The sequence below is a fragment of the Trinickia acidisoli genome, from assembly GCF_017315725.1.
Classification (GTDB): domain Bacteria; phylum Pseudomonadota; class Gammaproteobacteria; order Burkholderiales; family Burkholderiaceae; genus Trinickia; species Trinickia acidisoli.
Window position 1 is genome coordinate 775,567 of record NZ_JAFLRG010000001.1, and the last position, 15,451, is coordinate 791,017.

Below are 15,451 nucleotides of genomic sequence, written 5' to 3' on the forward strand. Positions count from 1 at the left end.
CTCGGCTCAACGCGACGCGACGCCCTCGGCCGATGCATGGCCGAGGGCGTTGGCGCGAAGTGGGATTGGGGGCATGGGACAAGGCGATCGAGCGTTGCGCAATGCCGCCGCGGTGCCGTGCAAGGTGGCGCCGTCTCGCATGCCTGGGCTACACTTGCGATCGTCCGTGCCCTACTGAATTGCGTTGGCTGCGCTCGCCGGTTCGTCCGCGCGATCGCGGCCGGCCGGTTCGGCCGTTTCGCCGTTTCGCTTCATCCTTGGAAGGAATCGCCATGGCAAAGAAAAATACCGCAGTGCAAATCGACATCGGCATCAGCGACAAGGACCGCAAAAAGATCGCGGAAGGTCTGTCGCGGCTGCTTGCCGATACCTACACGCTTTACTTGAAGACCCATAACTTCCATTGGAACGTGACGGGTCCGATGTTCAATACGCTGCACCTGATGTTCGAAGGTCAGTACAACGAACTTGCGCTGGCCGTCGACGCGATCGCCGAGCGCATTCGCGCGCTGGGCGTGCATGCGCCCGGCAGCTATAAAGACTTTGCGAAGCTGTCGTCGATTCCCGAAGCCGACGGCGTGCCGGTAGCGGAGGAGATGATTCGCCAGCTCGTGCAAGGCCAGGAAGCGGTCGCGCGCACGGCGCGAGAAGTCTTCGCCGCTGCCGATACGGCCAACGATCAGCCGACGGCCGATCTGCTCACGCAGCGCCTGCAAACGCACGAAAAGACCGCCTGGATGCTGCGCTCGATGCTCGCCTGAAGCGGTTGATTGATTGCCGAGCAGTTAGCGAGCGATCGTCAAGCAGCACGGCCGCCGCGATGCATCATGCCGAGGGCCTCCTCGATCTCGCGATCGGGAGGCCCTCGGCGTTTCGGCGCTCCGGCTCTACAATACGGCGATCGTCTTTTGTTTTCGGCCGTTTTTGCCCATGTACGCGTCCCTGTTCGCCCGTCTTCCGCTTTATCTGCGCTTGATCCGCATGGACAAGCCGATCGGCAGCCTGCTGCTGCTGTGGCCCACGCTCAACGCGTTGTGGATCGCCTCGAACGGCCGGCCGTCGCCGTTTCTGCTCGTTATCTTCGTCGTCGGCACGGTGCTCATGCGTTCAGCGGGCTGCGCGATCAACGACTATGCCGACCGCGACTTCGATCGCTACGTGAAACGCACCGAATCGCGGCCGCTGACCTCGGGCAAGATTCGCGCGTGGGAGGCTCTGGCGATCGCGGCGGGGCTGTCGATCGTGTCGTTTCTGCTGATCTTGCCGCTCAATGGCTTGACCAAGTCGTTATCGGTGGCGGCGCTGTTCGTGGCCGGCACCTATCCGTTCACGAAGCGGTTCTTTGCGATCCCGCAGGCCTATCTCGGCATCGCATTCGGCTTCGGCATTCCGATGGCGTTCGCCGCCGTGCAGAATCATGTGCCGATGATCGCGTGGGTGATGCTCGTCGCGAACGTGTTTTGGTCGGTGGCGTACGACACCGAGTATGCGATGGTCGATCGCGACGACGACGTCAAAATCGGCATCCGTACGTCGGCGCTCACGTTCGGCCGCTTCGACGTGGCGGCCATCATGCTTTGCTACGCGGCCACGCTCGGCATTTATGCGGCACTCGGCGCTGCGCTGCGCTTCGATTGGCTCTATTGGGCCGGGTGGGCTGGCGCGCTCGGCTGCGCGCTCTACCACTACACACTGATTCGCGGCCGCGAGCGGACGCCTTGCTTCGTCGCGTTTCGTCATAACAACTGGCTCGGCGGCGTGCTTTTCGTCGGCATCGCCGCGCATTACGCCGTGTCGGGGCTATGAGGTGCCGCGAGGTGCTATGAGGCGCTTGGGCATTGCACCGTGCGCCGCTTTCACTCGGCTCGTGCGGCTGCGACCTTATTGACGCCCGAGCTCGTCGCCCATTTCCTTCGCACGCGCATCGGCGGCGAGCACGCCTTTCGCGATCGCTTCTTTGATCCCTTGCGCGTCGAACGCGGCGAGCGCCGCGGCCGTCGTCCCGCCCTTGGATGTCACGCGTTCGCGCAAAACGGCGGCGCTTTCGTTCGATTGCACGGCCAATTGCGCCGCACCCGCAAACGTGCCGAGCGCGAGCGCGCGGCCTTCTTCGTCGCTCAGGCCGAGACGGCGCGCCGCTTCTTGCATCGCTTCGATGAAATAAAACACGTAAGCCGGCCCACTACCCGAAATCGCCGTGACGGCGTCGATCTTCGCTTCGTCGTCGAACCACACCGTTTCGCCGACGGCGCCGAGCACCTGCGACGCCAACGAGCGGCCCGCCTCGTCGACGCCCGCCAGCGCCGCGAGCCCCGTCACGCCTTGGCCGATCAGCGCGGGCGTATTGGGCATCGCGCGCACGACGCGCGTGTAGCCGCCGAGCCAGCGCGACAGATCCGTGCCGCGGATGCCAGCCGCGATGCTGACGATGAGCTGCGCCGACAGATGCGGCGCGAGCGAGGCCGATACGGTTTTCAGTACCTGCGGTTTCACCGCGAGCACGATGGCGTCGTAGCCGCGCAGCGTCTCGTCGGCCACCGCCGCTGTCGCGACGCCAAACTGCGCATGCGTGCGCGCGCGAGCGTCTTCGTTGACGTCGATCGCGTAGAGGTCCGCGGGCACGACGCCGCGTTTGATCAGGCCGCCGATCAATGCCGCGGCCATGTTGCCGCCGCCGATGAATGCGATTTTCATGATGAGGGGAGGGGAGTGGATGGATGCAGCGGCCGATTATAGACCGCTGCTCGATGCGATTCAGTTGGGTGCAACCCGGTGGGTGCAACCTTCGCGTCGTCGCTTACCGCGTGTAGTCGCGCTTGCCGAAGATGGCGGTGCCGATACGCACGATCGTCGCGCCTTCGAGGATGGCCGCTTCGAGATCGCCCGACATGCCCATCGATAGCGTGTCGAGCGTGAGCCCTTGCGCATGCAGCGTTTCATAGAGTTGCCGCACCGTGCGATGCGGCTCGCGCTGCGCCGCTGGATCGGCGGCGGGCTCGGGAATCGACATGAGGCCGCGCAGCCGCAGCTTCGGTAGCGCGGCGATCTCGCGCGCGAGCATTGACGCGTCTTCCGGCGCGACGCCGCTTTTCGAGGCCTCGCCGCTCACGTTCACTTGCAGGCAGACATTCAGCGGCGGCAGCGCATCGGGCCGTTGCTCGGACAAGCGCTGCGCGATCTTGAGCCGATCGACGGAATGGACCCAGTCGAAATGCTCGGCGACGGGCCGTGTCTTGTTCGATTGCAGCGGCCCGATGAAATGCCATTCGATCTGCGCGCGCAAGTCGGCGAGCGCTTCGATTTTCGCGAGCGATTCCTGCACGTAGTTCTCGCCGAAGGCGCGCTGGCCGGCGGTGAAAGCAGCACGGACGTCTTCGGCGGGGAAGGTCTTCGAGACGGCCAGCAGGCGGATCGAATCGGGCGAGCGTTGTGCGGCGCCCGCCGCGCGTTCGATGCGGGCGTGGACCGCCCGCAGATTGTCGGTGATATGGGACATTTGTTTTGCGTGAGCGTAGGCCCGGAGTCCGTTGCAGATTATACGGGCTCGCGCAACGCGCTCTCTACGTGTTCCGCGCTACGCCCTCCATGTGCGCTTTTTCTCTGCTTCTGCCGCTGTAGGCGTGATCCACGAGGTTGTTCAACGTATTGGTATTCGGGCCTTGATTGATCTCCTGGACTGCTTTTTCGGCAAACCATTCCGCTGCCGGGCCTCCTACCTTTTTCGCGACACCCGCTGCGATGCCCTCCTTGACGCCATCGACCGCGCCGGGCACATCTAGCTTTCCAAGCTTTTGCAGACCATTGCCTACTTTCCGAAGGGTTCCGCTTTTAGTCACGATCCCAATTTTTGACAGACCTTTGCCAAACGGACCACCGGCGAGGGCAATCGTATCGAGCGTTGCGCGAACCGCTGCCTCCGGGTACTCACGCCTCTTATATGCAAGCCAAGCGCTGTAGAAAGGGAAGTGCCATTGCTGGAAGTTGATTATTTTCTCTCTTCGAGTTTCGGCAAACGCCTCGTCCTTGAAGGCGTTTACGATGCGATTTGCGGATTGCTTGGCGATTGCATCGATAGCTTTCGATGTGAACAAATGTCTGCTATCTTCCTGTAGCGATACAGTATACTTTGTTCCATATTCTTCTTTGCCGAGTTTTATTTCCGGGTTGAAGAATAGGTTTGCGTGCTTGCGAATCCAATCGATTTGCTCGGATTGATTCGATGATATAGAAATAACCAAATCACAGTGGCTTGGAGTAATCATCAGGGATTGGGTTATGTTTGCGTCGTGATTTTTAAAATCCAAAACATACCCGGTGGGTGATGTGTCAACGCTCGACCATCCGAAAGGGATGATCCCTAGAAGCTTGGACGGCTCATTGAGACGAATTAGACTGGCGGTGTGATCGGCTGTTCCTAATAGGGTTCGCCAACCGAATTTTTCCACGATGACTTTCTTGGCTTTCTCCAATATGGCGCTTTCTGTCTGCAGCCGCACCGAATCGATCATGTCCCAGAAAAGCTCGTCCAGATCGGGTAATGCTTTGATTTCAGGTGGATATGAGGCAAGAGTAGCTAAGGGCTAGTGCGACTCGGGCTGCCCCCGAGCGCCAACAGGATACGCGGACCTGCCTGCATTTATAGGGCGTACCGTATAAATCGTCGCAGACGATTGGGGGCGTGTCGTCACTCGGCTCGCGCGAAGCCTGTGCCGTATTCAAATAATGGGCAAGGCCGTTTGGGGCGGGCACAGGAGCATGTCCAAAGCGTTACCCGTAAATCAAATGCTCTAGCAGTTCGACCCAATGCGCGACCGGCATCGACGTCCCGCTTTGCAGATGGGCGATACACCCGACGTTGGCCGAGACGATCATCTGCGGCTCGAGCGCTTCGAGGTTTTGCACTTTGCGATCGCGCAGCGTATAGGACATCGACGGCTGCGTGACCGAGTACGTGCCGGCCGAGCCGCAGCACAAATGGGCATCGACGGGCAGGCGTACTTCGATGCCGAGCGAGCCGAGCAAGCGCTCGACTTCGCCGCGAATCTGCTGCCCGTGCTGCAACGTGCACGGCGGATGGAACGCCACCGTATGCACGCCGCGCCGGCGTGCGAGCGCCGCGAGTTCCGTTTCGAAGCCGCCCAGCACCTCGACGACGTCGCGCGAAAGCTCGGTAATCCGCTGCGCCTTGTCGGCATAAGCCGGATCGTTGCGCAGAAGATGGCCGTACTCCTTCACCGTCGCGCCGCAGCCCGATGCATTGATCACGATCGCTTCGATGCCGGCTTCGACGTGCGGCCACCAGGCGTCGATGTTGCGCCGGATGTCGTCGAGCGCTTCGTCGCGGTAGCCAAGGTGCAAACGGATCGCGCCGCAGCAGCCGGCCTCGGGCTCGATCAACGTTTCGATATCGAGCGCATGCAGGACGCGCGCCGTTGCGATGTTGATGTTCGGCAGCATGGCCGGTTGCACGCAGCCGGCGAGGAGCAGCATGCGGCGCCCCTCGCCGGACGGGCCGGCCGCGGTTTCGGCGGACGCCATATGCGTCGGCCATTCGAGCAAGCGCTGGCGCGGCGGAATCTTGTCGCGCAACCGGCGCGGCAGGAACGGACGCACGAGCTGCCCGAGCCGCATCGCCGGCGCGAATACGGCGCTGTTGGGCAGCACGCTTGCGAGCAATCGGCGTACAAGCTGCTGGCGTAGCGGCCGAGGCACCGTCGCTTCGACATGCTGGCGCCCGATCTCGGCGAGCCGCCCGTACTGCACGCCAGACGGACACGTCGTTTCGCAACTGCGGCAAGTGAGGCAGCGATCCAAATGCAGTTGCGTGCTGCGCGTGACGCTCCCGCCCTCGAGCATTTGCTTGATCAAGTAGATACGTCCGCGCGGGCCGTCGAGCTCGTCACCGAGCAGTTGATAGGTCGGGCAGGTGGCCGTGCAAAAGCCGCAATGCACGCATTTGCGCAAGATCGCATCGGCTTCTTCGCCGTCGGCCGTATTGCGGATGAAGTCTGCCAGATGGGTCTGCATCGCGTCGCTCTTATCTTTAGCCCGGTCGCGTGGTTCGTGTCTGCACTGAGCGCCTTCGCAGCATGAAGGCCGTCGTCAGAAGTCGGGATACATGCGCGCGCGATTGAAGATGCGCGCCGGGTCGAAGGCCGTCTTCAACCCGCGATGTATTTTCATCAGCGGCATCGGCAGCGGCGTGAAGACACCGACGGTGCGATCGAAGGCGCGGCCCGCCCGGAAGATCGTCGCATGACCGCCCGCCTGCTTGGCGCTGATGCGCACCGTTTGCGCATCGGTATCGGTGATCCACCAGCGCTGCGCGCCGCCCCATTCCATCAACTGTGCGCCCGGCAGTTGCAGCGGCTCCGTGATCGAGGGCAGCGCTAGGCGCCATAGCGCCGCATCGGGCGGGATCGAGGCGAAGAACGGATCGGTCTGCTCACGCAACCCGTCCCAAAATCGCTCGGCTTCCACAGCGTCGACGACCTCCCCGCCGATCGTATTGCGCGCCGTCTTCACGGCGGTTTCGGCGCCCGACAAACGCACGGCGAGCGTCCCGTTGCGCCACGCGCTGGCCGTGATCGGCAGCGGGCGGCCGCCCCATTCGTTGAGCTTGCGCACGGCATCGGTGCCGTTCATGTCGAACTTCAACGTGGCTTCGACCGCGGGGCGCGGCATGACCTTGATCGACAACTCGAGCATGAGCCCAAGCGTGCCGAGCGAGCCGGCCATGAGCCGCGCGACGTCGTAGCCCGCAACGTTCTTGACGACTTGGCCGCCGAAACGCAGCACCTCGCCGGTACCGTTCATCATCGCGACGCCCAAGACGAAATCGCGCGCCGCACCCGCCTGCGCGCGGCGCGGCCCGGAAATACCGGCCGCGATGCAGCCGCCCAGTGTCGATGCGCGGCCGAAGTGGGGCGGCTCGAAGGCCAGCATTTGGTTGTGCTCGGCGAGCGCCGCTTCGATTTCCGCGAGCGGCGTGCCGCAGCGGGCAGTCATGACGAGTTCCGCGGGATCGTAGGCGATGATGCCTTGATACGCACGCGTATCGAGTATTTCGCCTTGCAACTGCTGGCCGTACCAATCTTTGGTGCCGGCGCCGCGCAAACGCAGCGGGCGCGCGTCAGCCGTGGCCTTCTGGATCCGTTCGGACCAGTAGGCCACGATGTCCTCTTCCTGCATGGCTTCCCGCTTCGTGGTGTCGTTCATCCGGTAGAGCCGGCTTTTTGCAAGTCATGCCGCGATTGCACTCGTTCCAGATTGTACCGGCCGAGCGCTCGGAGACAAGCCAGGGCGAGGCTGCGTAGGGGTAATTCCGCGTGCCCCGAACTGCCCCGCGGCCCTGGCGGCGCCTTAAAAGCGCGGTAGCTCAGGGTGCGGCAGCAGGCCGCCGCGCACGTGCATCCTGCCGTACTCCGCGCAGCGTGCCCGCGTCGGGATGCCCTTCGTCGGATTGAGCAGCTCGGCGGGATCGAACGCACGCTTGACCGCGAAGAAGGCGTCGCGCTCGGCGGCTGAAAACTGTACGCACATCGAGTTGATCTTCTCGATGCCGACGCCATGCTCGCCTGTGATGGTGCCACCGAATTCGACGCAGGATTCGAGGATTTCCGCACCGAATTCCTCGGCGCGCCGCAGCTCGTCCGGGTCGTTGCCGTTGAACAGGATCAGCGGGTGCATATTGCCGTCGCCCGCGTGGAAAACGTTGATGCAGCGCAGCCCGTACTTGCCTTCCATGGCTTCGATGCGTGCGAGTAGCGGGCCGATGCCGCGGCGCGGTACCGTGCCGTCCATGCAGTAGTAATCGGGTGAGATGCGGCCCGCGGCCGGAAACGCGTTCTTGCGGCCGGACCAGAAACGCAGCCGTTCGGCCTCGGTGCGCGAGATCTGCAAGCGCGTTGCGCCGTGCTCGCGCAGCACGGCCGTCATTCTGACGATTTCGTCGGCGACTTCTTCGGGCGTGCCGTCCGATTCGCAAAGTAGGATCGCCGCGGCATCGAGGTCGTAGCCGGCGCCGACGAATGATTCGACGGCGCGTGTGGCGGGCTTGTCCATCATTTCGAGACCGGCCGGGATGATGCCGGCGGCGATGATACCCGCAACGGCTTCGCCGCCTTTGACGACGTCGTCGAAGCTCGCCATCACGACTTGCGCCGTTTGCGGTTTGGGCACGAGCTTGACCGTCACTTCCGTCACGACGGCGAACATCCCTTCGCTGCCGATCATGACGGCGAGCAGGTCGAGCCCCGGCGAATCGGGCGCGAGCGAGCCGAACTCGATGATCTCGCCGTCCATCGTCACGGCGCGCACGCGCAGGACATTGTGGACCGTCAGACCGTACTTGAGGCAATGGACGCCGCCCGAATTCTCGGACACATTGCCGCCGATCGTGCAGGCGATCTGCGACGATGGATCGGGCGCGTAATAGAGCCCGTAGGGCGCGGCGGCCTCCGACACGGCGATGTTGCGCACGCCGGGTTGCACGGTGGCCGTGCGCGCGTAGGAGTCGACGTCGACGATCTTCGTGAAGCGCGAGAGCGAGAGCACGACGCCTTGCGGGATCGGCAAGGCGCCCCCGGAGAGGCCCGTGCCGGCTCCGCGCGGCACGACGGGCACGCCTAGCCGCCGGCAAATCTGCAAGACGCGTTGCACTTGCGCCTCGGTTTCGGGCAGCGCGACGGCAAGCGGCAACTGGCGGTAGGCACTCAGCCCGTCGCACTCGTACGGTGCGGTGTCTTCCTCGCGATAAAGCAGGCAGTGCGCCGGCAGCGTGGCCATGAGCGCCTGCACGACTTCGCGCTGGCGTTCGGCACGCTCTTGCGCCGGCAAGGTAACGGCTTCCATAGGCTCCCCCGTCGGCGGCATCAACTCGTGTACGAAAAGATCTTGCCGGGATTCATCAGGTTGCGCGGATCGAACGCGTGCTTGACCGCGCGCATCGCATCGACGGCCGCGAGCCCATGCTCCTCCAGCAGAAAATCCATCTTGTGCAGCCCGATACCGTGCTCGCCCGTGCAGGTGCCGCCCATCGCCAGCGCGCGCTCCACCACGCGCCGGTTCAGCCGCTCGGCTTCTTCGAGTTCCTCGGGCTTTTCGGGATCGATCAGCATGGCGACGTGAAAGTTGCCGTCGCCGACGTGGCCGACGATCGGGCATGGCAGCGGCGAGCCCAGCAGATCCCGTTCGGTTTCCACGACGGAATCGGCGAGCCGCGAAATCGGCACGCAGACGTCGGTCGTGACCGCGCGGCAGCCCGGCTTCAGTTGCAGCATTGCGAAGAATGCCGTGTGCCGGGCGTTCCAGAGGCGGCTGCGTTCCTCGGGCCGAGTGGCCCAGGCGAAGCCGCTGCCGCCGTGCTCGGCGGCGAGACTTTCGACGCGCTCGGCCTGCTCCTTGACGCTGGCTTCGGTGCCGTGAAATTCGAAAAAGAGCGTCGGCGATTCGGTCAGGGTGAGATTCGAATGCCGGTTGATCGCGCGAATCGCCAGTGCATCGACGAATTCGACGCGCGCAATGGGCACGCCGAGTTGGATCGTCTCGATGACGGTGCGCACGGCCTCGCCCATCGACGGAAATGCGCAGACGGCCGCCGAGACGGCCTCGGGCTGCGGATAGAGCCGTACCGTGACTTCGGTGATGACGCCAAGCGTTCCCTCGGAACCGACGAACAGGCGTGTCAGATCGTAGCCGGCCGACGATTTGCGTGCCCGCGTGCCCGTTTTGATGATGCGCCCATCGGCCAACACGACGGTGAGCCCTAGCACGTTCTCGCGCATCGTGCCGTAGCGCACGGCGTTCGTGCCCGAGGCGCGCGTGGCGGACATGCCGCCGAGGCTTGCGTCGGCGCCCGGATCGATCGGGAAGAAGAGGCCGGTATCGCGCAGCGCTTCGTTGAGCGTCTTGCGCGAGACGCCGGCCTGCACGGTGGCCGTCATGTCCTCGGCCGCGATCGACAGAATGCGGTTCATGCTCGATAAGTCGATGCTCACGCCGCCTTCGACGGCAAGCAGTTGCCCTTCGAGCGACGAGCCGTTGCCGTAGGGGATGATCGGCACGTCGTAGCGGGCGCACAGTTCGACGATCGTGCGTACCTCCTCCGTGCTTTGCACGAAGACCACGGCGTCGGGCAGTTGCGGATCGAACGGCGATTCGTCGCGGCCGTGATGGGCGCGCACGGCGTCGGCGATCGACACGCGCTCGCCGAACGCCACTTGCAACGCCGACAGCAGATCGGCGGGGAACGGCCGGCGAGGACGCAGTGCGGCCGGCGGCACGGGATGGTTCACGAGTGGCGTCTCCTCGCGCGGGCCGCCTAGGCGCGCCTCGCGTCGATGTAATCGGGCCGGGTGGTGAGCGGTTGAGCGCGGCCGCCGGCAGGCCGGCGCCGCATCCCACGTTCGGTTCAAAGGTTGCTTCATTCTACGCTGAACGCCGGGGTGCCAGAATGGGCCGAAAGGCCGACCCGGAAGAGCGCCGAGGACGCTTCGTCGCGCGCCTATAATGGGTCGCTTTTGCGTTTCGCGGCCGTTGCGTCCGGCTCGGAAGCGGCGCGCAACTTCGGCGAAGACGCCGTCAATGGATACAAAAGGAGTGACGACGATGGGCCACCGCTTGAGCAAGATCGCCACGCGCACGGGCGACGACGGCACGACGGGCCTCGGCGACGGCAGCCGCGTGCGCAAGGACGACGCGCGCGTTGCCGCGATGGGCGACGTCGATGAGTTGAACTCGCAGATCGGCGTGCTGTTGACGGAGCCGCTGCCGGCCGATGTCCACGAAGCGCTGACGGCCATTCAGCACGATTTGTTCGATCTCGGCGGCGAGATCTGCATCCCGGGCCATACGGTGATCGGCGACGCGCATCTTGCTCGGCTCGACGGCTGGCTCGCGCACTACAACGCCGATTTGCCGCCGCTCAAGGAGTTCATCCTGCCGGGCGGCACGCGCGCCGCGGCGCTTGCGCACGTCTGCCGCACCGTTTGCCGGCGCGCCGAGCGTGTGATCGTCGTGCTCGGCGCCGAGCAACCGCTTGCCGACGCCCCGCGCCGGTACGTCAATCGTCTGTCCGATCTGCTGTTCGTGCTCGCGCGCGTGCTCAATCGGGCGGGTGGCGGCAGCGACGTGCTCTGGCAGCCCGAGCGTCGCGTCGAGTAGCGCAGCCGCAGCACGTCTTCTGACCGGATCTCGGAAGACGTCGGGCAGTCGGCCCCTGCGTGGCATGCTGCCCTGCGACAAAGTGTCGTATGGAAGCCGAACCTTGTTAAAATGTATTCTTGATGCATCTTAATGAGGAACACGAATCGATGACTGCCGCTCTTACGCCCGACCAAATCTCCCGAGTCAAAGCGACTGCCCCCGTTTTTGCCGAGCACGGCGCCACGATCACGAAGCATTTCTACCGCCGCATGTTCGCGAATCGTCCGGAGCTGAGGAACCTCTTCAACCAGACGCACCAAACGAGCGGCAGCCAAGCCGATGTGCTCGCACGCGCCGTCTATGCCTACGCGGCCAACATCGACAATCTCGGCGCGCTCGGCTCCGCCGTCGGCCGCATCACGCACAAGCATGCGAGCCTGAACATCCGCCCCGAGCACTACCCGATCGTCGGTGAAAACCTGCTGGCGTCCGTCGTCGAAGTACTCGGCGATGCGGTCGACGAGGCCACGCTCGACGCCTGGCGCGCGGCCTATGGGCAACTCGCGCAGATCATGATCGGCGCGGAAGCGAAGCTCTACGAAGGCGCGGCATGGAGCGGCTATCGTCCGTTCGTCGTCTCGCGCAAAGTGATCGAGAGCGACGAGATCACGTCGTTCTACCTGACGCCCGCCGACGGTGCGTCGGCCGCCGGCTTCGAGCCCGGCCAATTCGTTACCGTGAAGCGCTACGTCGGCGAACTGGGTGTCGATCAGCCGCGGCAGTACAGCCTGTCGGACGCGCCGCACGGCAAATGGCTGCGGATCTCGGTCAAGCGCGAAGGCGGCAACGAAGCCGTGCCGGCCGGACGTCTCTCGACACTGCTGCACGATGGGGTCGAGGAGGGTACCGTCGTCGAGGTAACCGCTCCGATGGGCGACTTCCGCCTCGATCGCGCGAAGTCGACGCCGGTCGTGCTCGTCTCGGGCGGCGTGGGCGTCACGCCGATGGCGTCGATGCTCTCCACCTTGGCTGCGGAGCACAGCGCACGTCGCGTCGCATTCGTTCATGCCTGCCGCAACGGCCAGGTCCACGCGTTCAAGGAGTGGCTCGCCGAAACGGTGGCGACGCATGCGAACGTCTCGCGCGCCGTGTTCTACGAAGAAGTGGGTGCAACCGACCGGCAAGGCGTCGATTACGATTTCGAAGGCCGCATCGATTTCTCGCGCATCGTCGAGCAAGCCGTGCTGCCCGATGCCGACTACTACCTCTGTGGCCCGATGGCGTTCATGGAGGCGCAGCGCGATGCGCTCGTCGCCCTCGGCGTGGATGCCGCGCGCATTCACAGCGAAGTGTTCGGCACGGGCGCACTTGCCTGACGTGCATGAACGGCCGCGTCCCTCTATGGTGCCGCGGCCGCCTGCCTCGATCAGTTGCCGCCGCCGCGCGCGATGCGACGCTGTTTGACGCTGTCGGCCAGCCCCTCGAGCACGGCGATGCTTTCATCCCAGCCGATGCACGCGTCAGTGATGCTTTGGCCGTACGTCAACGCGCAGTCAGGCTGCAGATCTTGGCGGCCGGCGACGAGATGCGATTCGACCATGACGCCGACGATGCGCTCGTCCCCCGCGGCCACTTGGCGGCCGATATCGGCGCAGACGGGAATCTGATTCTCGTGCTTCTTCGAGCTGTTGGCATGGCTCGCATCGATCATCAGCCGGGCCGCCAGCCCGGCGCGTCCGATGTCGGCGCAGGCTGCGTCGACACTGGCCGCATCGTAATTCGGCGTTTTGCCGCCGCGCAAAATGACATGGCAGTCTTCGTTGCCGGCCGTCGAGACGATCGCCGAGTGGCCGCCCTTCGTGACCGAGAGGAAATGGTGCGGCTGCGATGCCGCCTTGATCGCATCGACGGCGATTTTGACGTTGCCGTCGGTACCGTTCTTGAAGCCGACCGGGCATGACAACCCCGAGGCGAGCTCGCGGTGCACCTGCGATTCGGTCGTGCGCGCACCGATCGCACCCCACGACACGAGATCGGCGATGTACTGCGGGCTGATCATGTCGAGATATTCGGTGCCGGCCGGCACCCCCAGTTCATTGATGCCAACGAGCAGTTCGCGCGCCGTCCGCAGGCCGTCGTTGATCTTGAAGCTGTTGTCGAGATGCGGATCGTTGATCAGGCCCTTCCAGCCGACCGTGGTGCGCGGTTTCTCGAAGTAGACGCGCATCACGATTTCAAGCTCGCCGGCAAAGCGTTTGCGCTCGTGGGCGAGGCGGCCCGCATATTCGAGCGCGGCCTTCGGGTCGTGGATCGAGCAGGGGCCGATGATGACGATGAGCCGATCGTTCATGCCGTGCAGAATCCGATGCAGTGCGCGGCGCGTGCCGTAGATGAGGTCGGAGACGGCCTCGGTGCACGAGAACTCGCGAATCAAATGCGCGGGCGGCGTGAGTTCTTTCAATTCGCGGATACGAACGTCGTCGGTATTGTAGGGGGGCATGTTGCGCTTCTCCTCATCGGGTACGGTTCTCGCCGGCGATCGGCTATGCCGAGGCGAAAAAAAACCGCCAGGCTCGCTGGCGGTTTTTCGGGAATTCGGGTTTGCTTAACGCGCTAACACCCCTCTCGATCCGCCAGCGGACTGAGATGCCAAAAGAAGTAAAAATAAAACTTCGTGAACATGACGGGGATGACGCTCATCAAAAAGGTGCGTTTCACTTTATACGCCGGTTAAGCGCGGGCTGCAATCGGGGTGTCCTAATAATGCGGGTAGTCCGCGCAAAACAATCGCGCGATGCAAGAAATTCGCATCGCGCGGCCGATCAGACCGTGCCGCCGACGGTCAGATTGTCGATGCGCAGCGTCGGCTGGCCCACGCCGACAGGCACGCTTTGGCCTTCCTTGCCGCAGACGCCGACGCCGGTGTCGAGCGCCATGTCGTTGCCGATCATGCTGACGTACTTGAGCGACTCGGGGCCGCTGCCGATCAGCGTCGCGCCCTTGACGGGGTAGGTCACCTTGCCGTTCTCGATCATGTAGGCCTCCGAGGCCGAGAACACGAACTTGCCGTTCGTGATGTCGACTTGGCCGCCGCCGAAGTTGACGGCGTAAAGGCCGTGCTTGACCGATTCGATGATTTCCTGCGGCGCCTTGTTGCCGGCCAGCATGTACGTGTTCGTCATGCGCGGCATCGGCAGCGCGGCGTACGACTCGCGCCGAGCATTGCCCGTGACCGGCATCTTCATGAGCCGCGCGTTCAGCGTGTCTTGGATGTAGCCCCTGAGCACGCCGTCCTCGATCAGCGTCGTGCACTGCGTCGGATTGCCTTCGTCGTCGATGTTGAGCGAGCCGCGGCGGTTCGGCAGCGTGCCGTCGTCGACGACGGTGACGCCCTTGGCCGCCACGCGCTCGCCCATGCGGCCGGCAAACGCCGACGATCCCTTGCGGTTGAAGTCGCCCTCGAGCCCGTGGCCGATCGCTTCGTGCAGCAGCACGCCGGGCCAGCCCGGGCCGAGCACGACCGTCATGGTGCCGGCCGGCGCCGGACGCGCATCGAGATTGACGAGGGCCGCCTTGACGGCATCGTCGACATAGCGTGCGAGGACGTCGTCGGTGAAGTAGCCGTAGTCGAAACGGCCGCCGCCGCCGCCGCTACCGATTTCACGCCGGCCGTTTTGCTCGGCGATGACGGTCACGGACACGCGCACGAGCGGCCGCACGTCGGCTGCGATCGCCCCGTCGCTGCGGGCAACCAGCACGACGTCGTATTCGCCGGCGAGCCCGGCCATGACCTGCGTGATGCGCGTGTCGCGGCTGCGGGCCATTTGTTCGACGCGCTCGAGCAGCTTGACCTTTTCGGTCGCATCGAGCGAAGCGAGCGGGTCGGCCGCCAGGTAGAGGTCGCGCCCGGCGATGCCCTTGAACGTGCTCGCCACCTTGATCTTCTGCTTGCCGCCGCCGGCTTTCGCGATCGAGCGCGTGGCCTGTGCGGCCTGGGCCAGCGCCTCGGGGGAAAGGTCGTCGGAATAGGCGAAGGCCGTTCGGTCGCCCGCGACGGCGCGCACGCCGACGCCCTTGTCGATGCTGAAGCTGCCCGACTTCACGATGCCTTCCTCGAGGCTCCATGCTTCGCTGCGCGTCGCCTGGAAGTAGAGGTCCGCGTAATCGACGCGATGCGTGAAGATGTCGGCGAGCGTGCGGATCAGGCGCGCTTCGTCGAGGCCGTAGGGCGTGAGCAGGACGTCTTTCGCGGTCGCGAGATTGCGAATGCCGGTTTCGATCAGGTTCATGCGGTCCGTTTGAGGCA

The 15,451-nt window shown here is 64.3% G+C and carries 13 protein-coding genes; 4 read left to right on the forward strand and 9 right to left on the reverse strand.

What is annotated here, in order from left to right:
* Positions 1 to 272: 272 nt before the first annotated feature.
* Both J3485_RS03610 and ubiA read left to right on the forward strand, forming a co-directional pair.
* A complete protein-coding gene (locus J3485_RS03610) occupies positions 273 to 761 on the forward strand; it encodes a Dps family protein (RefSeq protein ID WP_206951204.1) in 489 nt (162 codons plus the stop codon).
* Positions 762 to 942: 181 nt separating this feature from the next.
* Positions 943 to 1,806 (forward strand): 4-hydroxybenzoate octaprenyltransferase, encoded by an 864-nt coding sequence (gene ubiA / locus J3485_RS03615; protein WP_206955622.1) that lies wholly within the window; start codon positions 943 to 945, stop codon positions 1,804 to 1,806.
* A 75-nt stretch (positions 1,807 to 1,881) separates the two neighbouring features.
* On the opposite strand, the gene proC is transcribed toward ubiA, so the two are convergent.
* From proC to J3485_RS03650, 7 genes are all read right to left on the reverse strand, one after another.
* Positions 1,882 to 2,694 (reverse strand): pyrroline-5-carboxylate reductase, encoded by an 813-nt coding sequence (proC, locus tag J3485_RS03620; protein WP_206951205.1) that lies wholly within the window; start codon positions 2,692 to 2,694, stop codon positions 1,882 to 1,884.
* A 103-nt stretch (positions 2,695 to 2,797) separates the two neighbouring features.
* Positions 2,798 to 3,496, reverse strand: a complete 699-nt coding sequence (locus J3485_RS03625) for a YggS family pyridoxal phosphate-dependent enzyme (protein WP_206951206.1) — start codon at positions 3,494 to 3,496, stop codon at positions 2,798 to 2,800.
* A gap of 64 nt (positions 3,497 to 3,560) precedes the next feature.
* On the reverse strand, positions 3,561 to 4,508 hold the full coding sequence (locus J3485_RS03630; RefSeq protein ID WP_206951207.1) for a hypothetical protein: 948 nt from the start codon (positions 4,506 to 4,508) through the stop codon (positions 3,561 to 3,563).
* Between the two features lie 259 nt (positions 4,509 to 4,767).
* Positions 4,768 to 6,027, reverse strand: a complete 1,260-nt coding sequence (gene glcF / locus J3485_RS03635) for a glycolate oxidase subunit GlcF (protein WP_206951208.1) — start codon at positions 6,025 to 6,027, stop codon at positions 4,768 to 4,770.
* Between the two features lie 75 nt (positions 6,028 to 6,102).
* Positions 6,103 to 7,191, reverse strand: a complete 1,089-nt coding sequence (gene glcE / locus J3485_RS03640) for a glycolate oxidase subunit GlcE (RefSeq protein ID WP_206955623.1) — start codon at positions 7,189 to 7,191, stop codon at positions 6,103 to 6,105.
* 171 nt (positions 7,192 to 7,362) lie between these two features.
* Positions 7,363 to 8,853 carry an FAD-linked oxidase C-terminal domain-containing protein gene (locus tag J3485_RS03645; RefSeq protein ID WP_206951209.1) on the reverse strand — a complete coding sequence of 497 codons (1,491 nt, stop codon included), beginning with the start codon at positions 8,851 to 8,853 and terminating at the stop codon, positions 7,363 to 7,365.
* A 20-nt stretch (positions 8,854 to 8,873) separates the two neighbouring features.
* Positions 8,874 to 10,295, reverse strand: coding sequence for an FAD-binding oxidoreductase (locus J3485_RS03650; RefSeq protein WP_206951210.1), 1,422 nt, complete (start codon positions 10,293 to 10,295; stop codon positions 8,874 to 8,876).
* Positions 10,296 to 10,608: 313 nt separating this feature from the next.
* Between J3485_RS03650 and J3485_RS03655 the strand changes: the two genes are divergently transcribed.
* Positions 10,609 to 11,163, forward strand: coding sequence for a cob(I)yrinic acid a,c-diamide adenosyltransferase (locus tag J3485_RS03655; protein WP_206955624.1), 555 nt, complete (start codon positions 10,609 to 10,611; stop codon positions 11,161 to 11,163).
* Between the two features lie 149 nt (positions 11,164 to 11,312).
* A complete protein-coding gene (gene hmpA / locus J3485_RS03660) occupies positions 11,313 to 12,521 on the forward strand; it encodes an NO-inducible flavohemoprotein (RefSeq protein WP_206951211.1) in 1,209 nt (402 codons plus the stop codon).
* A gap of 50 nt (positions 12,522 to 12,571) precedes the next feature.
* On the opposite strand, the gene aroG is transcribed toward hmpA, so the two are convergent.
* A complete protein-coding gene (gene aroG / locus J3485_RS03665) occupies positions 12,572 to 13,645 on the reverse strand; it encodes a 3-deoxy-7-phosphoheptulonate synthase AroG (protein ID WP_206951212.1) in 1,074 nt (357 codons plus the stop codon).
* Between the two features lie 322 nt (positions 13,646 to 13,967).
* On the reverse strand, positions 13,968 to 15,434 hold the full coding sequence (gene tldD, locus J3485_RS03670; protein ID WP_206951213.1) for a metalloprotease TldD: 1,467 nt from the start codon (positions 15,432 to 15,434) through the stop codon (positions 13,968 to 13,970).
* Between the last annotated feature and the right edge of the window lie 17 nt (positions 15,435 to 15,451).